Here is a 21,305-nt window from a genome sequence, read left to right on the forward strand (position 1 = left end):
ACGCATGACCCTCGAAGCACGTGGCCTCACCCTCACCTACGACAAGCACACCGTCGTCGACGCTCTCGACCTCGCGCTGCCCGCGGGCCAGATCACCGCGATCGTCGGCGCGAACGGCTGCGGCAAGTCGACGCTGCTGCGCGGGCTGTCGCGGGTGTTGCGTCCGCACGCGGGTGCGGTGCTGCTCGACGGCGCCGACCTGAGATCGATGCACCCCAAGCAGGTCGCGCGGCGCGTCGCGCTGCTCCCACAGCAACCTGTCGCGCCGAGCGGCATGACCGTCGTCGAACTCGTCGGGCTGGGCCGGCATCCGCACCAGAGCGCGTTTCGTCCCCGTACCCGTGACGACGATCGCATCGTCGCCGAGGCACTCGAAGCCACCGCAACCCTCGACCTCGCAGACCGCCTCGTCGAAGAACTCTCCGGTGGCCAACGACAGCGGGTGTGGATCGCGATGGTGCTCGCCCAACAGACCGACGTGCTGCTGCTCGACGAACCCACCAGCTTCCTCGACCTCGCCCACGCCGTCGACGTGCTCGACCTGGTCACCGACCTCAACCGCGAGCGCGGGACGACGGTGGCGATGGTGCTGCACGACCTCAACCTGGCTGCCCGGTACGCCGACGAACTCATCGCGGTCAAGGAGGGAACGGTCGTCGCTCAGGGCGGCCCGGCCGAGGTGATTACCGCCGAGCGAGTGCGCGGGGTCTTTGGCCTGACCGCGAGTATCGTGCCCGACCCGGTGACCGGGACGCCGCTGGTGGTGCCGATCGGCCGGCACCACAGCGTCCCCGCTGCCTGAACAGAACCAGGCCCCACCCGTGTCGGGCTGGGGCCTGGTTATGTTCCGGGTTTCGATGCGTCGCTCGCAGCCTCACGACGGCTCATCCACCGGTCGGTTACTGCTGGATGTCGGCCTCCGACACCGCGTCTTCCGGCTTCTCGTCGTCCTTGGCCCAGTCGAGGGTGCGCTGGACGGCCTTGTTCCACTTGGCGTACAGACGCTTGCGGTCGGCCTCGTCCATCTGCGGCTCCCAGCGCTTGTCCTCGGCCCACTGCTTGCGCAGTTCGTCCTCGTCCTTCCAGAAACCGACGGCCAGGCCGGCCGCGTAGGCCGCGCCCAACGCGGTGGTCTCGTTGATCACCGGACGGATGACGGGCACGCCAAGAATGTCGGCCTGGAACTGCATGAGGGTCTCGTTGACCACCATGCCGCCGTCGACCTTCAGCTCGGTGAGGTCGACGCCGGAGTCGGCGTTCATCGCGTCCATCACCTCGCGGCTCTGGAACGCGACGGCCTCGAGCGCGGCACGGGCGATGTGGCCCTTGTTCGCGAACCGGGTGAGGCCGACGATCGCGCCGCGGGCGTCGGAGCGCCAGTGCGGGGCGAACAGACCGGAGAAGGCGGGGACGATGTAGACGTCACCGTTGTCCTCGACACCCTTGGCGAGGTCCTCGACCTCTGGCGCCGAGCTGATCAGGTTGAGGTTGTCGCGCAGCCACTGCACCAGCGACCCGGTGACGGCGACCGAACCCTCCAGCGCGTAGATCGGCTTGTTGTCCCCGATCTTGTAGCAGACGGTGGTGAGCAGGCCGTTCTTGCTCATGACCTTCTCCTCACCGGTGTTGAGGAGCATGAAGTTGCCGGTGCCGTAGGTGTTCTTCGCCGTGCCGGGCTCGTAACAGACCTGACCGAAGGTGGCGGCCTGCTGGTCGCCGAGGATGCCCGCGATCGGCACACCCGGGAAGGAGCCCTTCTCCCGGCCCTTGCCGTAGACCTCCGACGACGACCGGATCTCCGGAAGCATCGACATCGGAATGCCCATGTCCTTGGCGATGGATTCGTCCCACTGCAGGGTGTCCAAGTCCATCAACATGGTGCGCGAGGCGTTGGTGACGTCGGTGACGTGGACACCGCCGTCCGAGCCGCCGGTCATGTTCCACAACACCCAGGTGTCCATGTTGCCGAACAGCAGGTCGCCCTTGTCGGCCTTCTCGCGAGCGCCCTCGACGTTGTCGAGGATCCACTTGACCTTCGGACCGGAGAAGTAGGTGGCCAGCGGCAGGCCGACCTTGTCCTTGTACTTGTCGGCACCCTCGGAGCCGCCGAGTTCCTCGACGATCTTGTCGGTGCGGGTGTCCTGCCAGACGATCGCGTTGTAGACGGCCTCGCCGGTGTTCTTGTCCCAGACGACCGCGGTCTCACGCTGGTTGGTGATGCCGACCGCGGCGACGTCGCCGCGCGAGATGTCTCCCTTGGCCATGGCCTCGGCGCTCACCTTGCGGGTGTTCTCCCAGACCTCGGCCGGGTTGTGCTCGACCCAGCCGGCCTTGGGGAAGATCTGCTCGTGTTCCATCTGTGCGACCGAGACGACCTTGCCGTCGTGGTCGAAGATCATGCACCGCGTGCTGGTGGTGCCCTGGTCGATCGAAGCGATGTACTTGCTCACTGCGGTGGCTCCTTAGCCGAAAGTTTCGTGCGGGAAAGAGAGGAGTGTCCCGCCGCTGATGCGACGGGCCCACGTCCGATCACATGTAGACGATCGCGAGCAGACCTGCAGCGACGGCGCCGAGGAGCGGGCCGACGACCGGGATCCACGCGTAACCCCAGTTGCTGTCGTCCTTGTGCGGGATCGGCAGCACGGCGTGCGCGATACGCGGACCGAGGTCACGCGCCGGGTTGATGGCGTACCCCGTGGGGCCACCCAGCGAGGCACCGATTCCGACCACAAGCAGCGCCACGGCCAACGGGCCGAGACCTGCGGGTGACTTGCCGAACATCATGATGATGAAGACCAGAACGAAGGTCCCCAGGGCCTCGGTCACGAGGTTCCAACCGGTGGAACGGATCTGCGGGCCGGTGGAGAAGACGCCGAGCGAGCCGGCCTCACCGCGCTCGTCGAACTGCTTCTTGTAGGCCATCCAGCACAACACAGCACCGATGAAGGCACCGATCAGTTCGGCGGCCAGGTAGACCATGGTGGACGCGGCGGTGATCTCCACGCCCTCGGCGTAGGTCACGGGTTCGTCACCGAGGCTCTGAGTGAGCAGACCGATGGTGACGGCCGGGTTGAGGTGCGCGCCCGACTTCCAGGCGGCGTAGACACCCGCGAAGACCGCGAGACCCCACCCGAAGTTGACCATCAGGAAACCGCCGTCCGTACCGTTGTTCTTCGGCAGGGCGACGTTCGCGACGACACCACAACCCAACAACAGCAGGATCGCGGTTCCGATCACTTCACTGACAAATACGGCTCCGAGGCTCACCGTTGAACCCCTCCTCCCAGTATGCGAAGAGCGCGGACCGCGATCCTCGACGTAGATGTGACTATGTTCTACCAAAGGTCGACCCATGTCCGTAGGGCTTGAGCACAATTGACCGGCGCGTTTTTCGGTCCTCTACATCCGTAGTGGCCAGTGGGTGGCGACGTTGACCACTCGTTTACAGTTGAACCAGAACACTCGTCGAGGCAGCCAGGAGATTCCCATGGTCATGCAGCCCTTCAGCGCCACACTCGGTCCGGCCGAGCACCAGCAAGCCTGGGAGGAACTCGGTGAACGCGAGTTCGACGTCCTGGTCATCGGCGCCGGCGTCACCGGCGCCGGCATTGCGCTCGATGCAGCGACCCGCGGACTGCGCACCGGACTGGTCGAGGCGCGCGACTTCGCCAGCGGCACCTCTTCGCGCAGCAGCAAGCTCTTCCACGGCGGGCTGCGCTACCTCGAACAACTCAACTTCAGCCTGGTGGCCGAGGCGCTGAAGGAACGCGAGTTGATGCTGACCCGCATCGCTCCCCACCTCGTCCACCCCGTCCCGTTCCTGTACCCCCTGTCGCACCGCGGCTGGGAGCGCCCGTACGTCGCCGCCGGCCTCACCCTGTACGACCAGATGGGCGGTGCACGCTCGGTGCCGCGCCAGAAGCACCTCACGCGCGGCGGTGCCCTGAAGCTCTTCCCCGGCCTGAAGTCCGACGCGATGGTCGGCGCAGTGCGCTATTTCGACGCCCAGGCCGACGACGCCCGACACACGATGATGGTCGCCCGCACCGCCGCGCACTACGGGGCGGTCGTGCGAAACAGCACCGAGGTCGTCGAGATCGTCAAGGAAGCCGACCGCGTCGTCGGTGCGGTCGTGCGCGATGTCGACACCGGCACCACCCAGACGGTGCGCGCCAAGGTCGTCATCAACGCCACCGGCGTCTGGACCGACGACGTGCAGAAGATGAGCGGCGGACGCGGACGCTTCCGAGTGCGCGCCAGCAAGGGCGTGCACATCCTCGTTCCGCGCGACCGCATCGCCGGCGAGGTCGGCCTTATCCTGCGCACCGAGAAGTCGGTGCTGTTCGTGATCCCGTGGGGCCAGCAGTGGATCATCGGCACCACCGACACCGACTGGGCGCTCGACGTCGCCCACCCGGCGGCCACCAAAACCGATATCGAATACATCCTCGAGCACGTCAACGAGGTGCTGGCCACCCCACTGACCAAGGACGACATTCTCGGCGTCTATGCCGGGCTGCGCCCGTTGCTCGCCGGCGAAAGCGAGTCGACCAGCCAGTTGTCTCGTGAGCACGCGGTCGCGCGTCCGGAGCCCGGTCTGATCTCGATCGCCGGTGGTAAGTACACGACCTACCGGGTCATGGCCAAAGACGCCGTCGACGCCGCTGCCGAAGACCTCGGCCAGATCAAGGACTCCGTCACCGAGAACGTCCCGCTCATCGGGGCCGACGGCTACCAGGCGATGCTCAACCTCAAGGGCGAGCTCGCCGCCGAGACCGGGCTGCCCGAGTGGCGGGTGGAGCACCTGCTGGGCCGGTACGGATCGAAACTGCACGAGGTGCTGGCACTCGGCGAGGAGGACCCGTCGCTGCTCGAACCGGTGACCAACGCCGAGGCCTACCTGCGCGCCGAGATCAAGTACGCCGCGACCCACGAAGGCGCGCTGCACCTCGCCGACGTGCTCACCCGGCGCACCCGCATGTCGATCGAGACCAAGCACCGCGGCACCGAAGCCGCCCAGGAAGCAGCCGACCTCATCGCACCGGTGCTCGGCTGGGACGACGCGAAGAAGTCACACGAGGTCAACGCCTACCTGGAGCGGGTGAAGGCCGAACGCGAAAGCCAGGAACTCACCACCGACGAGGAGTCCGACGCACGCCGCAACGAGGCGCCGGAGACCCGTCCGGGCATGCGCCAGGTGCTCGCGACTCGATAACCGCTGCCAGCATCAACGGTGAGGGGCGAGCAGCGCGGCTGCTCGCCCCTCACTGACTTGTCATAGAAATCGCACAGGAATGCAATAGCTGTCGGCTAGCTGTGAAATGCACACTGGTCTCATGGCAAACGCTCCTGCGCTCACCCGGCTCGACGGCTCACCCGTCCGCGTGCTTGTCGTCGACGACGAGGCGAATCTGACCGAGCTTCTCGGCATGGCGCTGCGCTATGAGGGCTGGCAGATCCGCACCGCGGCGACCGGCACGAGCGCGGTGAAGACGGCAAAGGAGTTCGAGCCGGACGCCGTCGTGCTCGACATGATGTTGCCCGACTTCGACGGACTCGAGGTGCTGCGCCGGATGCGCGACAGCGACCCGTCCCTGCCGGTGCTGTTCCTCACCGCAAAGGACGCCGTCGAGGATCGGGTGGCCGGACTCACCGCCGGTGGCGACGACTACGTGACCAAGCCCTTCTCGCTGGAAGAGGTTGTCGCTCGGGTCCGCGCCCTAATCCGACGCTCCACCCAGATGGTGCAGGAATCGTCCTCGGTACTTCGGGTGGGTGACCTCACGCTGGACGAGGACAGTCACGAGGTGATCAGGGACGGTGCCGAGATCTCTTTGACCGCAACCGAGTTCGAACTATTGCGGTTCATGATGCGCAACCCGAAGCGGGTGCTGAGCAAGGCGCAGATCCTCGACCGGGTGTGGCACTACGACTTCGGTGGGCAGGCGAACGTGGTCGAGCTCTACATCTCCTACCTGCGCAAGAAGATCGATGTCGGGCGCGAGCCGATGATCCACACCATGCGCGGAGCAGGCTACGTGCTGAAACCGGCTAAGTGATCCACGGGTGACCCTTGTCTCCCCCGGCCGCTGGACGCTGCGCACCAAACTGGTCGCAGGCGTCCTGTTGCTGTTCTTCCTGGTCACGGCCACCGTCGGCGCGTTGACGGTCTGGCAACTGCAGCGGACGCTGCTCGGCCAGGTGGACGAACAGTTGACGAGTTCCCATGCTGCTCTGAGCAATTCGGGCGACCGAGCCGCACCCGGACCACAAGGGCCGCAGGGAAGTGTCGCCGGCGGCTCGATGCTGCGCCTCGACGTGCTCGCAGACACCTCGACCCCGACGGTCTCGCGTGACCCGGACACCGACAAGTACACCCCGGACGCCTGGATCAACGCGCCCGGCAAGCGAACCCGCCTGTCTCCCGCCCAGATCGACCAACTGCTCGCGGTCGGCCTCGACTCGAACCCTCGGACGGTGCACGTCGACGACGCGGGCGACTACCGGCTGATTGCCGTCCGGCATCCGCAGCGGGTGATGAAGGTCGACACCGGCGAACGCTCGACCGAGGAGGTGGTCACGATCATGGGGTTGCCGCTGGAGCCGGTGCGGGAGAACATCGCGAAGACGGCGTTCTCGGTCGGGCTGCTCAGCGGGCTCGGCGTGCTCATCGTCGGCCTCGGGAGCGCATTCCTCATCCGGCGTAACCTCGAACCACTGCGTCGTGTCGCCGGCACGGCCACCAAGGTGTCCCAGTTGCAGCTGTCCCGTGGTGAGGTCGACATCGTCGAGCGTGTCGACCCGCGCGACACCGACCCGCGCACCGAGGTGGGTCAGGTCGGCCACGCGCTGAACAACCTGCTCGACCACATGGGCGCTGCCCTGAGCACCCGCCAGGCGAGCGAGACGCGCGTCCGCCGTTTCGTCGCGGACGCCTCGCACGAGCTGCGGACTCCGCTCGCGTCCATCCGCGGTTACGCCGAACTGTCCCGTCGCGAACCCGAGACGGTGCCCGATTCGGTCACCCACGCCCTCGGACGCATCGAGTCCGAGGCGACCCGGATGACCGCGCTCGTCGAGGATCTGCTGCTGCTGGCCCGACTCGACTCCGGACGCCCACTCGCCCGCGAACCGGTCGATCTGTCGATGCTGCTCATCGAGACCGTGAGCGATGCGCAGGTGGCCGGACGTGACCACCGGTGGAACCTGGATCTGCCGCAGGACGCGGTCGAGGTGATCGGCGACGAGGCACGGCTGCGTCAGGTGATGATCAACCTGCTGGCGAATGCGCGACGCCATACGCCGGCCGGCACGACCGTGACGGCGGGTGTCCGCGAGTTCGAGGACCACGTGGAACTGATGGTGCGCGACGACGGGCCTGGTATCGATCCGGACCTCGTGCCGCACATCTTCGAACGCTTCACCCGTGGCGATCGCGCGCGTACCCGCACCGAAGGGTCGACGGGTCTCGGTTTGTCGATCGTCGACGCGGTGGTGGGCTCACACGGCGGCGCCGTGTCGGTGACCTCGCGGCCCGGCGACACGATCTTCCAGATCCGGCTGCCTCGATGAGACCCCGCAGAACGAGACAAGGGCCCCCCGGTCGGGGAGCCCTTGTCGATCGGCGGAGGCGGCGGGATTTGAACCCGCGTGCGGCTTTAAGACCGCTCCCGCTTAGCAGGCGGGCGCCATAGACCTGACTAGGCGACGCCTCCTCCGCTTGCCGTGCGATGTCTCACGTTGCTCATCGAGCAACGACGAGGCACCATGTACGGCAGCCCGGTCAGGCTACCCCGCTACGGCGAGTACCTGCAAAATGGGTTCGAGGGGGAACCAACCGCAGTACCGTGCACGTCGTCCCTTACAGGGGATTGTCGTGCAACAGAACATCCGGAGAACGACCACAGCCTGAGCGGCCGCGCCCACGAGGACGGCCGTACGACCAGCGTGAGAAGGAATCGATGTCGACCGAGGACCGCAATGTGTCCACCGAGGACGACGCTTCCACGCCCACACGCGACGGCCGGGAGTTGAGCCGGCACGAAGTACGGCAGGTGCGCTCCGAGCAGTTGAAGCGAGCACTGGCCCTCACCGGTCTGTCGACCATCTGGCCCGGGATCGGGCTGCTGCGCACCCGGCGCAAGTGGCTCGGAGTCGTCCTGGCTCTGGGCGCTGCGGTGACGGCCATCGTCCTGGGGTTCGTGCTGTTCAGCGGCGGTGTGCTGGCCGGCGCGGCCAAGTTCGCCACCAAACGGGGTCTGATCTCGCTGCTCGTCCTGATCGCCATCGGTGCCCTGGTCTGGATCAGCGGCATTTTGTTGACGGCGAAGGAGACGTCCGGACGCCGGTGGACCTCGAAGATGCGCTGGGCGCTTCGCGGTTTCACCACGCTGATGGTGCTGATCGTCGCCGTGCCGGCCGTGCAGGCAGTGCGTTACGTGACGGTCACCCGCAGCGCGTTCGACAAGATCTTCACCGACCGGTACGAGGGACGCGGCGGCCCTGCACGCGGTCCCGGGACGGGTTCCGATCCGTGGAAGTCGGTTCCTCGGGTCAACATGCTGCTGTTGGGCTCGGACGCCGGCACCGACCGGTACAAGCAGCGCACCGACTCGATGATGGTCGTCAGCATCGACACCAAGACCGGTGACACCACGTTGATCTCGATCCCACGCAACCTGCAGAAGGTGCCGTTTCCCAAGAACAACCCGATGCACGCCCTGTTCCCCAAGGGTTACGACTGCCCTGAGCGCGGTGGCGCCGGCGCCGAATGCATGATGAACGGCGTCTGGATCGAGGCCGACAACAACAAGGACAAGTTCCCCGCCGACGAGGCCAACCCCGGTCTCGACACCACGCGCGAGGTCATCGGCGAGATCGTCGGTCTGCACATCGACTACACCGCGGTCATCGACATGTCGGGCTTCCAGCAACTCGTGGACGCGATGGGCGGCGTCTACATCACCGTCCCCGGTCCGCCGCCGGGCATCCCGATCGGCGGGAAGGTCGTCAACGGCTACGTCGTCCCCGGCAGCATCACCGGTTACATCGCGCCGGGCTATCAGAAGCTGAACGGTCGGAACGCTCTCTGGTACGCCCGCAGCCGCGTCGCCGGCACCGATGACGACCGCATGCGTCGTCAACGCTGCATGGTGAACGCTCTTGTCTCCCAGACCGATCCGTTCAAGATGGTCACGAAGTTCACCGGCATCATGGAAGCTGCCGGGCAGAACATCCGTCTGGACGTCCCCCAGGACGAGCTCCCTGCGTTCGCCGAACTGGTGGATCGCATGAAGAGCGGCAACTCGCGCACGGTCAACGTCACCGACTCGGTCAAGCACTACAACCCCGACTTCGCGAAGATCCGCTCCATGGTCAAGACCGCGATCAACACCCCGCACGACCCCAAGGCCCCGAAGGCGGGCGCGACCGCTTCGACGTCGAGCCCGACCACGTCGTCCAGCCCCACGACGTCCTCCCCCACCACCGAGCCGTCGAGCAAGTCGACCAGCGTGAAGCCGGTCACGGACACTGCGCAGCACTGCTGACGAGCAGCTGCCTGGCACCTGAAACGCCGAGAGGGATCGATGAGCGCACGCACAGTCCTGGCAACGACGACCGCAGGGTTGATGATCGCCGCCGGAGCCGGGGGCTACATGCTCTGGAACGAACGTTCCGAACAGCAGGAGTTGGACGAGGCCGCTCGTAACGCAGCGACGAGCTTCGCGAGCGCGTGGTCGGACCGCACGCTCGACCGGGCGAATTACGTCGGCACCGAACCCGCCGCCGCTGCCGAGGACTTCCGCACGACCACAGCGCAGTTGGGCAACGGCAACGTCCGGACCTCGATCTCCGGGTTCGAGCGCAACGGCAACCGCGCCACGGCTGTTGTCAACGTCGCTTGGACCGTCTCGGGCGGCCGGACGTTCAGCTGGGTGAACCCGATCGAGCTGGAGAAGTCCGGCGACAGCTGGGGTGTCGTGGCGAACAACCGCTCGCTCTGGCACCCCAAGTTGCAGGCGAACGACGCATTCGTGGTCGATCTGGACAGCGGCCTGCGCGGGGAGATCCGCGGCCGGGACAACGCCGCGATCATGACCAACCAGTCGGTGTACGACATCTCGCTCGACCCGACCAAGGCCACCCTCGACTCGGCCCGGCGGCTGGAGAACACCACCGGCGTCGGCGGTCTGCGCGCCAAGGTGACAGCGGCGAAGGCTTCCGGGTCGAAGTCCACGATCGATGTCATCACCTACCGCAAGGACGACTACGAGGAGCGATCGTCGGGCATCCGCGACCTTGCCGGGGCGATCGTTCGTGAGCGAAAGCAACCGCTCGCAGCCAACCGTACGTTCGGGCAGCCCCTGCTCGGCGCAGTCGGCCCGGTCACTGCCGAGATGCTCAAGAAGGACCCGAGCACTTACCGGTCAGGCATGTTCGCCGGCACCTCGGGGCTGCAACGACAGTACGACGGGGTGCTCCTGCCGAAGGCCGGGCTGAAGATCTCGGCGAGGTCCCAGCCTGATGCGGTGCTCTTCGGCGCCGGCGCACAGGACGGCAAGAACCTGGGCACCACCCTCGACCCGAAGGTGCAGACCGCTGCGGAGAAGGCGCTCGACTCGCTGCCGGAGGGGTCCGTGGGTGCGGTCGTGGCGATCGACGTCCCGACGGGAGGCATCCTCGCGGCCGCCAACGCACCGACGTACGGGCTGGAGCGGGCCGTCACCGGTCGCTACTCGCCCGGATCGACCTTCAAGATCGTCTCTGCGTACGAGCTGCTGAAGAAGGGGCTGAATCCCGACACCAAGGTGGCCTGCCCGCAGGAGACGAAGATCGACGGCCGCGCCTTCCGCAACTTCGAGGGTGAGACGCTCGGCGATCCCAGTTTCCGCGACGACTTCGCGCACTCCTGCAACACAGCCTTCGTCAACTCGACGAAAGCGTTCGGTGCGAGCGATCTGCAGCGGGCGGCTTCGCTGTTCGGGTTCGGAACCGACCTGAGCAAGTCGGTCGGCGTCAACGGGGCCTACAGCGGCAGCGTCCCCGCGTCCGCCGGGCCAACCGACACGGCGGCGATGACGATCGGGCAGGGACGCATCCTTGCTTCACCGATGACGATCGCGAGCGTTGCCGCGTCCATCGCGCGCGGCAGCTACGTGCCGCCGGTTCTGGTCACATCCCCCGCCCAGGGCGGCGACCGGACGCCGAAGCCGTTGGATGCCGGGATCGTCAACTCGATCAGGCAGATGATGCGGCTGACAGTCACCGACGGCACCGCCACGCTCGTCGAGGGCGTGCCCGGCGGTGAGGTCCACGCGAAGACCGGCACGGCGGAGTTCTTCGAAGGTGGGAAAGCCGGTGCCCACGCCTGGTTGGCCGGCTGGCAGGGCAATGTGGCGTTTGCCGTCCTGGTCGCCGATGTTCCGGCCGGCAAGGGTGGCGGCACGGTCGCGGCGCCGGTCGCACGCAACTTCCTGTCCCTGCTCGCGCGCAGCTGACGCCGGCCGAAGACACGAAACCGCCCCGGCAGATGCCGGGGCGGTTTCGCTGGTGAAAGTCTCAGATGTTGCGTGCCATCACCATACTGAGGTGAACTCAGACCGCGACGACGTTGCTCGCCTGCGGGCCCTTGTCGCCCTGGGTGATGTCGAACTCGACGCGCTGCGCTTCCTCAAGGCTGCGGTAGCCCTGGGTCTGGATAGCGGAGTAGTGGACGAAAACGTCCGGGCCGCCGCCATCCTGCGCAATGAAGCCGAAGCCCTTTTCCGCGTTGAACCACTTGACGGTTCCTTGTGCCATGCGGGGTAACTCTCAATCTGTGTACGGTTTCATTCCCGCCAAGTCGGCAGGAACTGTGTTGCCGAAACCGTCCCCGAACATGCAAATGCCCACCTGTCGGCGGGCACTTCGTCTTACGAGGAACTGCAACTGCAACGAGACTGACGTTAGCACGGGCTGGCCGATAGGGCACGGTCGAAGAAAACCGAAAATGTTCAAGAAATGGTCAAGGACGTCGAAATTCACCCCGCAGGCGACCGGCGGGCGAGGCGAAAATGAACGTCCGGCGAACCCTGCCTGACCCTGCAGGACTGTGGGGTCGCCGGACGTCCGGTTCGCGCGACAGGACCTACCGGGTTCAGGAATACAGCGGCCGCTCCGGGTCGGCGGGGTCTGCGTGAGTCTCCTGGGTCGGCTCTGCGGAACTGCGCTCCTCCCGCTCGAACAAGATCGTGCCGTCATTGGTCGAGATGGTCAGCGGTGCTGCACCCTCACCCACCAATTGCTCTGCGGTGCGGTCGATCTCGACCGGAGAGATCTCGACGCCGATGCGCTGGAAGCTGCGTTCGAGCTCTTCACGCATGATCTCCTTGTCGGCGTCAGGATGGTTCTCCGAGGCGTCGACAAGGACCTGGACGTACGCCTGCAGCTGCCCCTTGGACAACGAGTCGACGAAACCCTTGTTGAGGACGACGGTGCGCCCGATCGGTGCGTCATTCATGTTCGATCACCTTCCGCTGTGGTTTTGTCCGATCGTCGCAGACACGGCGTCGTGATCGGCCCTTGCCGGTCACTGTGGTTCAGCGCACACTGGCGCATCTGACCCGTCCCAGGACGGCCAATCGCAACCGGGGCTGTGCCACGATCGACAGGAGTCCGGGTTCGCGCAGCGCTCGGACACAGTCGCCCGAGGAATGAGGGATCCCTATGGCTCACGACAACTCACCGCACGAGGCCCGCCGCATCCGCGACGAGGACCTCCAGCGCCTCACTCGCGCAACCGTTCTCGACAGCGAGGGCGAACGCATCGGCGGGGTCGATCAGATCTACGTCCACGACGCCACCGGTCGCCCCTCCTGGGCCTGCGTGCGTACCGGCCTGTTCCGCACGCGTGAGTCGTTGGTGCCGCTCGACGGCGTCGACCTCGGTGGCGATGAGATCCGCGTGCCGTTCACCCGGGACGTGGTGAAGAACTCACCCCGCGTCGACTCAGACGACCACCTGTCGAGCAGCGAGGAAGGCGAACTCCACCAGTACTACCGCCGGCACGGCTGGCAAGGTTCAGCCGGCTCCCGGCAGGACGAGGCCGGCGAGGGTGTGAGCGCCGAGAACACCGACGCCGATCGACGCGCCGGTCAAGCAGCCGCTGCCGGGGCAGCAAGCGGCGCGGCCGTCGGGTCGAGCGACGAGCGGGAAGCGCGGACACCGGCGACTGTCGGTGATCCGGACGCCGTCTCCCGCGGTGACGGTGTGTACGCGGGGACCACGACGTCGTCCGACGACTACCCGGTGACGGTCGAGTCCGTCGAGGAGATCGAGGCGCACGACGCACCGGACGAGGCACTCGTCGACGAGAAGCCTCAGAACGAGGCGGCGGTCGCCGGCGGTGCTGCGGGCGCGGTGCCGGACTCCCCCGGTGATGCGTACACCGGCGCAGGACGCGAGCACGCCGAGGCGACGCCGCGCTCGATCGGAATCGATGACGACAACCCTGACGGCGATCTGCCGGGCGTGCACCGCTCGACGCCGGATGTGGACCAGGAGCAGGAGCTCCCGGCGACGGACATCCCGGCGGCGGCGGTCGAGCCCGGCCCACACGACGGACCGTTCCCCGGCGGGGCGCGTGCCGACGGCACCGGCGGGCGACGGGTCAGCGACTACGACGAGGTTCGTGACGGCGGGTACGGCATCGGCTCTGCCGCTGCGATCGATGACGGCGCGCAACCGCTTGGCCACCCGATTCGCGCCTGGCAGGACACGATGTCCTTCCGTGGCGGATCGGAAGCCGAGTGGGAACGCGACGCCGACGTCTGGTTCATGGACGAGACCGCCGCGCAGAACGCCGGCTTCCACCCGGCCGACTGAGCTCGGTCAGAAGTCGACCGCCTTCGTCGGCTGGCTCGCCGTCCGCAAGGCTGCGTCCAGGGCAGCGGCCGCTCCCTCGGTGGTTTCACTGACGAAGCCGGCAGCGTGCCGTGCGCCGAGCGTCTGACCGCCGAGCCAGACAGCACCGAGGTCGACGATGTCGAGACTGAGGTCGGCCTCGCCCGCCGCCGGCTCGAGGGCACCCGTACCGTCGGCGTCGACCACCCAGTGCCAGACACCGTCGTTCTCTTCGATGAGCTTGTCCTGCACAGCGATTCGGACGTCGCACGGCGCGGCGAACCCACGTTCGGCGATGGCGGCGGACAGGTCGACGATGCGCAGCCACAACGAGTCGGTCACGCCGCTGCCGAGGCCACGCGGCGACGGGCTCCACAGCAGCAACGGGTCGTCCAGCGGCATCCAGTTGATGGCCGAACCCATCAGGTCGAAGTCGACGAGTCGGCGCATCAGCGCCAGGCGCGCACCGGTGTCGGTCGAACCGAACATGAACACGTCGATCTCACCGCCGGGCAACCCGTCGTCCCATTTGTGGGTGCGGCGCAGCAAGGCGTAACCGACGTCCTTGCCGTCCCGCGTCGCCCACAGCAGACGGTTACGCTCCCTGTCCCTGCGCTGTTCGGGTATGTCGGTGAGCAGCCGTCGCAGGTCATCGATGTGACGGACCACTGCTCCGCAAGCACCTTGGACGGCGCAGCGGCGCATCAGTGCGTGTAATCGCTGCGCGTCGTCGGGGGAAGCAGTCCGGAAGGTCGTGCGGGTTGCGTCCGCCAGATCGGAAACCTCTGAGGGAGCGGCGAACTGGGCGCCCCGGCCGAACTTCGCCTTGAGTGACTGCGCAGCCAGGCCGTAGCCGAAGCGTCCGTAGATGCCGGGCTCGGACGCCTTGAGCGCGGCGAGTGAACGGCCTTCGTCGCGCGTCCAACGCAGGTGGTGGCGCATCATCGCGCTCAGGACGCCCCGGCGACGGTGGTCGGGGTGGACGCCGACCCAGGTGAGGCCCTCGGCCGACACCAGGCGACTCCCGGTCATCCCGCTCGGCACCGCCAGCTCGATGTCCCACGACGCGCTGATCCCGGCGAGTTCACCGTCCTGCTCGGCTGCGAAGCCGGCCCGTGTCGGGGTGTTCTGCAGGCGATCCTGCCGATCGCCGGCTTCGTCGTCGGCCCAGACGAGTTCGTCCGCAGCCAGGAACCAGTCGGCGTCGCCCGGTTCGATCCGGCGGATGGTGGTGTCGCTCATGCAGTCACGCTCGCAGACGCACGTGCGCGCAGCAACCGGTTAACGAGCCGCGAGGTACCAGGCCGGCAGTTCACCCGGACGCAGGTCGGTGGTGTCGTCCGGACGGGTGAGGGTCAGTACCGCACGGACGATCTCAGGACGTTCCTGCAGGTCGTCGGCGATGCCGGCGAGGGTTCGCGCGAGATCCGGCTCCGGGCGGTCGCCGATCAGGTCGACGGCGGCCACCAAGTACAGCTGGTCTGCCCCGATCCACTCCATGCGCAGGTAGCTGACCCGTTCGACCTCGGGGTGATCGAGCAGTCCGGCGAGGGCCGCGTTCCGGACCAGCGGCGTGACGTTCTCGCCGGTGAGGAAGTCCATGTTGCGAGCGATCAGGAAGATCGCGACGACGCCGAGCAGGATGCCGACGACGATCGAGCCGATCGCGTCCCAGATCGGGTCGCCTGTCACCTGATGCAGACCGATGCCGCAGGCGGCGATGATCAGGCCGATCAACGCCGAAGCGTCCTCGGCGAACACCGCGCGCAGCATGGGGTTGGACGTGATGTGGATGTACCGCAGCGGCGCGAGCCGCCGTTGGGCCGCGTTCTTGCGGGTCTGCCGCAGGGCCTGCAGGAACGAGGTTCCTTCCAGGACGAACGCGATGGCCAGCACGACGTACGCCCACAGGTAGGACGGGGTCTCCTGCTCGGTCGCGCCGAGCGACTGGATGCCGTGCCAGATCGACACCGCGGCACCCACCGTGAACAACCCGAACGCGGCGAACATCGACCAGACGTAGCCGACGCGGCCGTAACCGAGCGGGTGATCGTCGTCCGGTTTCTTGGCAGCCTTGCGGGTGCCGATGAGCAGGAAGACCTCGTTGCCGGTGTCGGCCCACGAGTGCGCAGCCTCGGCCATCATCGTGGCCGACGCGGTGATGACTGCGACGACGGTCTTGGCGATCGCGATCAGCAGGTTCGCGGCGAACGCGACGATGACGGTGAGCAGCGACTCGTCCTTGGTCGCCGCCTTGGCGTCACTGCCCACGCGACAGCCACTCGTCGTAGAAGTCGGGCAGCTGCGAGGCGCGTCCTTGGTACTCCGGAGCACGCTTGCCCAGGAACGCTGCCACACCTTCCTTGCCGTCGCCGACACTCGTCCAGAACATCGCGAGCGAATCGACGCGATGTGCCTCGACCGGGTGCTCGTAAGCGCTGTTGCGCCGGATCATCTGGCGGGTGAGCGCAACGCCGACCGGCGACCGACCCTTCGTCCATCGGTCAGCCAATTCCTTTGCAGCACCGAGCAACTCATCGGTGCCGTGCACACCGTTCGCAAGACGCCGAGCGACGGTCTGCTCAGCGTCCAGAATGTCGGCCGAAAGCATGAGGTCGATCGCGTCGGCCATTCCGACGATGCGCGGCAGGAACCAGGTGGATGCCGCCTCGGGCACGATCCCGATCCGGCCGAACACCAACCCGAACCGCGCCTTCTGCGACACCAGGCGCGCGTCCATCGCCAACGTCATCGTCGCGCCGATCCCCACGGCCGGCCCGTTGATGGCCGCGATCACCGGCTTGCGGCAGTCGTGGATGGCAAGCGTCACCCGTCCGCCGGTGTCGCGCACCTGTGCAACCCGCGGATCGGCCAGGTCGTCCATGTCTGCCAGGCCCGGGCGCTTGGACTCATCGAGCCCGAAGACGTTGCCACCCACCGACAGATCCATACCGGCGCAGAAGGCCCGCCCGGCACCGGTCACGATCACCGCGCGGACGTCGTCGTTGTCGTTCACCTCCCGGAACGACCGCTCGAGCTCGTCGGCCATCGTCACCGTGAAGGCGTTCAGCTGTTCGGGACGGTCGAGGGTGATCGTCAGGACGCCGTCGTCCAGGGTGTGGGTCAGCGTTTCGTAACTCATGTCGAGCCCTTTCAATTGCCGGTGACGAGACCGGCGACCAGGTTGATCGTGGCCGCGAGGATGACTGTGCCGAACAGGTAGGACAGCAGGCTGTGCCGCAGGACGACCGACCGAATGTCCGTGCTGAAGACGTCGGTGTCGGACACCTGGTAGGTCATACCGAGGTTGTAACTGAAGTAGAAGAAGTCACGGTACGCGGGCGGTTCGTCCTGGTTGAAGTCGATGCCACCCGGCTTGCCGGTGTACCAGAGGTGGGCGTAGCGGGCGGCGGATACCAGCAGCGACCTCATGGCCCCATCATGCTGGTCACTGGCTCCGGCAGTGGTTCAGCGGACCGGCCGGTGGGTTGTTCCGGCACCCTTTCCCACACGTCGTAAGACGACCACCGCCCCGACGAAAGCTCCCAGCGTTCCGAGCACCTCGTCACCGAGCGTGTCCTGGTACGCCGTCGCGAGTTCGGTGCCGTGCCGGATGAACGTGTACCACTCGCCCAACTCCCAGACGAACGTGGCGACCGCAAGCTGGGCGACCGTGGCGAAGAAGACGAGCACGGCGAGCGCGCGCATCGACGTGACCCTCCGTGCAGACTCCATACCGAAGTGTGGCGCCGCAGAACAGCGAGACGCCAGATGCTGCACGGCGAGTCGAATGCCTCGCGCCCGACCCGGTGCGCCCGCCCAGACCTACGCTGGCGCAATGGCACCCATCGACCTGATCATCGTCCGGCACGGTCAGTCCGTCGGCAACGTCGCGGCCGAGTCCGCCGAGCGCGACAAGTTGGAGCGGATCGACGTCCCGGTGCGCGACCCCGACATCGAGCTGTCCGAACTCGGCCACGAGCAGGCCGCAGCGGTCGGGGCATGGCTGTCACGACTGGAGGAGTCCGAGCGTCCGGACATCGCGTGGACCAGTCCGTACCGTCGCGCCCGCCAGACCTTGCAGACCGCACTCGACGGCGCGGGGCTCGAGGTCGACATCCGGGTGGACGAGCGGCTGCGCGACCGCGACATGGGAATCACCGACATGTTGACCGCGGCCGGCATCCGCGAGAAGTACCCCGAGGAAGTGGAACGCCGTAACTGGATCGGCAAGTTCTACTACCGGCCCCCGGGTGGCGAGTCGTGGGCCGATGTCACGCAGCGGGTCCGCGGTGTCCTCACCGACATCCGCCACCTGGTCGGCGAGGGCACCGTGCTGATCACCGCCCACGACGTGGTGAACCTGCTCTTCTGTTACGTGGCCGAGGGCCTGGACGAGGAGTCCGTGCTCGACCGGGCGCGCACGAACCCGATGGGCAACGCCGCGATCTGCCGACTGCGCAGTGACGAGGAGTCGCCGACCGGCTGGACGGTCGTCGATTACAACCTGAACGAGCATCTGCGCGAGGAGAACGTGCAGGTCACCGCCCAACCGGGCGCCTCGGATGAGGTGGGTGCCGGCAATGACCAATGACGCTGTCTGGCAAAAGATCCCGGACGACGCACGCGGCGGCTCGCGCGAACAGCCTCGGCTGATCACGCCAGCGTTGCTGCGTTCGTGGACCCTGCCGGAGCCGTCCGGCACCAAGTACAGCCGCGGCCAGGTGTTGGTCGTCGGCGGCGACCGCACCACGCCCGGCGCGGCGATGCTCGCCGGGCTGTCGTCGCTGCGGATGGGTGCCGGGCGCCTGAGCCTGGCGGTGGCTGCGTCCATCGCGGCGCAGGTGGCCGTGGCCGTCCCGGAGTCCGGTGCGACCTCGCTCGCCGACGACTCCGAGGGCGCGATCACCGGCGAGCAGGTCGAGCAGCACCTGACGAAGGATCTCGAACGTGCCGACTGCGTGCTCGTCGGCCCGGGCCTGGGAAACCCAGACGGTGCCGGCCGCTTGCTGAGCGAGATCGTCCGGCTGCTTCCGGACGACGTGCCGATCGTGTTGGACGCGTTCGGCGCGACTGTGCTGCCGGACCTGTCGACAGCCGAGCGCGACCGGTTATCGGGACGACTCGTACTCACCCCCAACCGAGGCGAGCTGGCCCACCTGCTCGACGAGGACGAGGTGGACCAGGACCGCGTGGCCGAGGGCATCATCGACGCCGCAGGTCGGTACGGCGCTGCGGTCGGCTGCGACACCTGGATCACCGACGGTGACGGGCTGTGGCAGGTCACCACCGGCGACACCGGCCTCGGCACCTCGGGCAGCGGCGACGTCGTGGCGGGCGCGGTTGCCGGTCTGCTCAGCCGCGGCGCCGGACTCGTGCAGTCGCTGGTGTGGGGGAAGTACGTGCACGCGGCGGCGGGCGACGCGCTCGCTGCCCAGTTCGGACGCGTGGGCTACCTGGCCTCGGAGATCCCCCCCGAACTGCCGCTGGTGATGCGCACCCTGCGTGGGGACTGATCGGCGGAGGGCGTGGGATTCGAACCCACGAAGCCGGGGTTACCGACTTAGCGGTTTTCAAGACCGCCGCACTAGGCCACTATGCGAGCCCTCCATGCTCCGGGCGACCGGAGCCCGCCCATCCTAGGTCACCGCCGGTCCGGGATTCGCGTGCAATGCCGACAGGGCGCAGGCCCCAGCCGTCCTGCGCCGATCAGTAGGGTCGTCCGCAGGACGAGAGGAGACCCGATGGGAAAGATTTCCTTCCTCGCCGGGTTCGCCGCCGGTTATGTGGCCGGTGCGCGGGCAGGCGAGCAGCGATACGAACAGATCAAGCTTCAGGCCGGTAAGGCCTGGCAGCACCCGGCCGTCCAGCAGAAGAAGGACGAGGCCACCCAGACGCTCAAGGAGCGTGGCCCCGAGGTTGCTGCGGCAGCCGGCCAGGCGGCCATCAAGGGCGCGGGCACAGCCGCGAAAAGTGCTGTGGCAGCTGGATATTCGGCTGCGAGGCATGGCAAGCCCGGTGAAACTGTGGAGGGTGAACTCGCTGCAGGCGACGACGACGGCGTGGCACCGTCCGCCGACACCGACAGCGGCTCGACCAAGCAGACGTCCACGACGCTGTCGGACGACGCCAAGCTGCCCAAGGCCGACCCCGGCTTCGACGCCAACTGAGGGCCCGGCCTCAGCGCGTCGGGTTGACGTCACGACGCCTTCCCGTACGGTGAAGCCGACGGCACACCCGCACAAATCCGCGGTTTTTCGCGGTTACTGTGGTGAACTGCCAACGCTACGGGGGTAACCACGCAGCGAAACAAGTCAGACGGAGACATCGAGTCCCGTCCTGATTAACACAGACAAGGAATATCGATGAACAAGACTGACCTCGCCAGCACGATTGCTCAGCGCACCGGCGTCAGCGTCAAGGACGCCAACGCGGTCATCGGCGGTCTCAACGACGTCATCCTCGAGGCTGTCGGCCGCGGTGAGAAGATCCAGCTGCCGGGTCTGCTGACCATCGAGGTCGTGGACCGCGCCGCTCGCACCGGCCGCAACCCGCAGACCGGCGAAGCGATCGAGATCGCCGCGTCGAAGGCCGCCAAGGTCACCGCGGGCTCCAAGCTCAAGGCTGCCGCGAAGGGCTGAGTCCCCCGCACCACGTCGAAGGCCCGCTCCCATGATGGGGGCGGGCCTTCGTTCACGCGTGTGCGACTGTTGACCTCTGCTCAGATGTAGAGCGCCGGATCCGCGAAGGGGTCGAGCGCAGCGGCCGGCTGGTTGGGCCGGACGACGGCGGGGACCCCGACCGCGGTGGACTGCGCCGGCACGTCCTTCACCACGACGGCATTCGCGCCGACCGCAGAACCGGCGCCGACGGTCACCGGGCCCAGGATGCGAGCGCCGGCTCCGACGGTGACACCGTCCGCCAGCGTCGGGTGGCGCTTCACCTTCGCGAAGGTGCGGCCCCCGAGGTTGACGCCGTTGTACATCATCACGTCGTTGCCGATCTCGGCCGTTTCGCCGATGACGACCCCCATCCCGTGGTCGATGAAGAACCGCTTGCCGATCTGCGCGCCGGGGTGGATCTCGACACCCGTCACTGCGCGGGAGGCCTGGGAGAGCATGCGCGCCGGCAGCTTCCAGCGTCCGCCGCGCTTCCACATCGAGTGTGAGACGCGGTGTGTCCAGATCGCGTGCAGGCCGGGAGAGGCGAGCGCCATCTCCACTCGCGAGTCGACCGCCGGGTCGCGGGCGATGGCCGCGTCCAGGTCAGCGCGAACCTCGTCGATCGCTCGACGCAGCGGCGAACCGCTGCTACGGCGGACTCCGCTGCCGCCCGTCAGAACCACCATCGGTTCACTCCTTGCATCTGACACGGGAAGAACAACAGCCGCAGCGCACGGACGATTCCGTACCGGGCGCCACGGC

The 21,305-nt window shown here is 67.2% G+C and carries 21 protein-coding genes and 2 tRNA genes; 11 read left to right on the top strand and 12 right to left on the bottom strand.

The annotated features are described in order from the left end of the window. Positions 1-4: 4 nt before the first annotated feature. Positions 5-802: an ABC transporter ATP-binding protein gene (locus tag MF407_RS13210; RefSeq protein WP_239702558.1), complete on the top strand. Its 798-nt coding sequence runs from the start codon at positions 5-7 to the stop codon at positions 800-802. Between the two features lie 97 nt (positions 803-899). On the opposite strand, the gene glpK is transcribed toward MF407_RS13210, so the two are convergent. Next, the gene (gene glpK, locus MF407_RS13215; protein ID WP_141927451.1) at positions 900-2,450 is read right to left on the bottom strand and encodes a glycerol kinase GlpK; all 1,551 of its coding nucleotides are present in this window, start codon (positions 2,448-2,450) and stop codon (positions 900-902) included. Positions 2,451-2,529: 79 nt separating this feature from the next. Then, entirely contained in the window at positions 2,530-3,267 is a 738-nt protein-coding gene (locus MF407_RS13220) for an MIP/aquaporin family protein (RefSeq protein WP_239702559.1), read from the bottom strand. 220 nt (positions 3,268-3,487) lie between these two features. Here MF407_RS13220 and MF407_RS13225 point away from each other — a divergent pair, with 220 nt between their 5' ends. The 3 genes from MF407_RS13225 to MF407_RS13235 all read left to right on the top strand — a co-directional run bounded on the left by MF407_RS13225 (position 3,488) and on the right by MF407_RS13235 (position 7,572). Next, the gene (locus MF407_RS13225; protein WP_239702560.1) at positions 3,488-5,215 is read left to right on the top strand and encodes a glycerol-3-phosphate dehydrogenase/oxidase; all 1,728 of its coding nucleotides are present in this window, start codon (positions 3,488-3,490) and stop codon (positions 5,213-5,215) included. 121 nt (positions 5,216-5,336) lie between these two features. Beyond that, on the top strand, positions 5,337-6,059 hold the full coding sequence (locus MF407_RS13230; RefSeq protein WP_239702561.1) for a response regulator transcription factor: 723 nt from the start codon (positions 5,337-5,339) through the stop codon (positions 6,057-6,059). Positions 6,060-6,066: 7 nt separating this feature from the next. Further along, positions 6,067-7,572, top strand: coding sequence for an ATP-binding protein (locus MF407_RS13235; protein ID WP_239702562.1), 1,506 nt, complete (start codon positions 6,067-6,069; stop codon positions 7,570-7,572). Positions 7,573-7,625: 53 nt separating this feature from the next. On the opposite strand, the gene MF407_RS13240 is transcribed toward MF407_RS13235, so the two are convergent. Then, positions 7,626-7,715, bottom strand: a tRNA-Ser gene (locus tag MF407_RS13240). Between the two features lie 246 nt (positions 7,716-7,961). Between MF407_RS13240 and MF407_RS13245 the strand changes: the two genes are divergently transcribed. Together MF407_RS13245 and MF407_RS13250 are read left to right on the top strand one after the other, a co-directional pair. Then, positions 7,962-9,548: an LCP family protein gene (locus tag MF407_RS13245; protein WP_239702563.1), complete on the top strand. Its 1,587-nt coding sequence runs from the start codon at positions 7,962-7,964 to the stop codon at positions 9,546-9,548. A 39-nt stretch (positions 9,549-9,587) separates the two neighbouring features. Beyond that, entirely contained in the window at positions 9,588-11,498 is a 1,911-nt protein-coding gene (locus MF407_RS13250; RefSeq protein WP_239702564.1) for a penicillin-binding transpeptidase domain-containing protein, read from the top strand. Between the two features lie 97 nt (positions 11,499-11,595). Here the strand turns inward: MF407_RS13250 and MF407_RS13255 are convergent, their stop codons facing one another. Together MF407_RS13255 and MF407_RS13260 are read right to left on the bottom strand one after the other, a co-directional pair. Further along, on the bottom strand, positions 11,596-11,799 hold the full coding sequence (locus MF407_RS13255) for a cold-shock protein (protein ID WP_129624281.1): 204 nt from the start codon (positions 11,797-11,799) through the stop codon (positions 11,596-11,598). Between the two features lie 337 nt (positions 11,800-12,136). Beyond that, positions 12,137-12,499, bottom strand: coding sequence for a hypothetical protein (locus MF407_RS13260; protein WP_239702565.1), 363 nt, complete (start codon positions 12,497-12,499; stop codon positions 12,137-12,139). A gap of 206 nt (positions 12,500-12,705) precedes the next feature. Between MF407_RS13260 and MF407_RS13265 the strand changes: the two genes are divergently transcribed. Then, complete coding sequence (locus tag MF407_RS13265; protein ID WP_239702566.1) at positions 12,706-13,863, top strand: PRC-barrel domain-containing protein; 1,158 nt, start codon at positions 12,706-12,708, stop codon at positions 13,861-13,863. 6 nt (positions 13,864-13,869) lie between these two features. Here MF407_RS13265 and MF407_RS13270 read toward each other — a convergent pair whose 3' ends face one another. From MF407_RS13270 to MF407_RS13290, 5 genes are read right to left on the bottom strand one after another with little or no spacing between them, the layout of a single operon-like run. Then, on the bottom strand, positions 13,870-15,123 hold the full coding sequence (locus tag MF407_RS13270) for a GNAT family N-acetyltransferase (RefSeq protein WP_239702567.1): 1,254 nt from the start codon (positions 15,121-15,123) through the stop codon (positions 13,870-13,872). A gap of 39 nt (positions 15,124-15,162) precedes the next feature. Then, positions 15,163-16,152, bottom strand: a complete 990-nt coding sequence (locus tag MF407_RS13275) for a cation diffusion facilitator family transporter (RefSeq protein ID WP_239702568.1) — start codon at positions 16,150-16,152, stop codon at positions 15,163-15,165. Next, positions 16,142-17,023, bottom strand: a complete 882-nt coding sequence (locus MF407_RS13280; protein WP_239702569.1) for a crotonase/enoyl-CoA hydratase family protein — start codon at positions 17,021-17,023, stop codon at positions 16,142-16,144. The genes MF407_RS13275 and MF407_RS13280 overlap by 11 nt, the downstream gene beginning before the upstream one ends. A gap of 11 nt (positions 17,024-17,034) precedes the next feature. After that, on the bottom strand, positions 17,035-17,313 hold the full coding sequence (locus MF407_RS13285; RefSeq protein WP_239702570.1) for a DUF1345 domain-containing protein: 279 nt from the start codon (positions 17,311-17,313) through the stop codon (positions 17,035-17,037). A 36-nt stretch (positions 17,314-17,349) separates the two neighbouring features. Continuing rightward, a complete protein-coding gene (locus tag MF407_RS13290) occupies positions 17,350-17,589 on the bottom strand; it encodes a hypothetical protein (protein WP_239702571.1) in 240 nt (79 codons plus the stop codon). Between the two features lie 130 nt (positions 17,590-17,719). Between MF407_RS13290 and MF407_RS13295 the strand changes: the two genes are divergently transcribed. Together MF407_RS13295 and MF407_RS13300 are read left to right on the top strand one after the other, a co-directional pair. Continuing rightward, entirely contained in the window at positions 17,720-18,475 is a 756-nt protein-coding gene (locus MF407_RS13295; RefSeq protein ID WP_239702572.1) for a histidine phosphatase family protein, read from the top strand. After that, on the top strand, positions 18,465-19,397 hold the full coding sequence (locus tag MF407_RS13300; protein ID WP_239702573.1) for an NAD(P)H-hydrate dehydratase: 933 nt from the start codon (positions 18,465-18,467) through the stop codon (positions 19,395-19,397). Before MF407_RS13295 ends, MF407_RS13300 begins: the two co-directional genes overlap by 11 nt. 4 nt (positions 19,398-19,401) lie before the next feature. On the opposite strand, the gene MF407_RS13305 is transcribed toward MF407_RS13300, so the two are convergent. Then, positions 19,402-19,491: transfer RNA gene (locus MF407_RS13305), tRNA-Ser, on the bottom strand. A gap of 134 nt (positions 19,492-19,625) precedes the next feature. Between MF407_RS13305 and MF407_RS13310 the strand changes: the two genes are divergently transcribed. Beyond that, positions 19,626-20,051, top strand: coding sequence for a hypothetical protein (locus MF407_RS13310; RefSeq protein ID WP_239702574.1), 426 nt, complete (start codon positions 19,626-19,628; stop codon positions 20,049-20,051). Positions 20,052-20,246: 195 nt separating this feature from the next. Next, positions 20,247-20,522 carry an HU family DNA-binding protein gene (locus tag MF407_RS13315; protein ID WP_168990111.1) on the top strand — a complete coding sequence of 92 codons (276 nt, stop codon included), beginning with the start codon at positions 20,247-20,249 and terminating at the stop codon, positions 20,520-20,522. An 80-nt stretch (positions 20,523-20,602) separates the two neighbouring features. On the opposite strand, the gene epsC is transcribed toward MF407_RS13315, so the two are convergent. Continuing rightward, positions 20,603-21,229 (bottom strand): serine O-acetyltransferase EpsC, encoded by a 627-nt coding sequence (gene epsC, locus MF407_RS13320; RefSeq protein ID WP_141927436.1) that lies wholly within the window; start codon positions 21,227-21,229, stop codon positions 20,603-20,605. Positions 21,230-21,305: the final 76 nt, after the last annotated feature.

The sequence above is a fragment of the Yimella sp. NH-Cas1 genome (assembly GCF_022359705.1).
GTDB classification, from domain to species: Bacteria; Actinomycetota; Actinomycetes; order Actinomycetales; family Dermatophilaceae; genus Yimella; species Yimella lutea.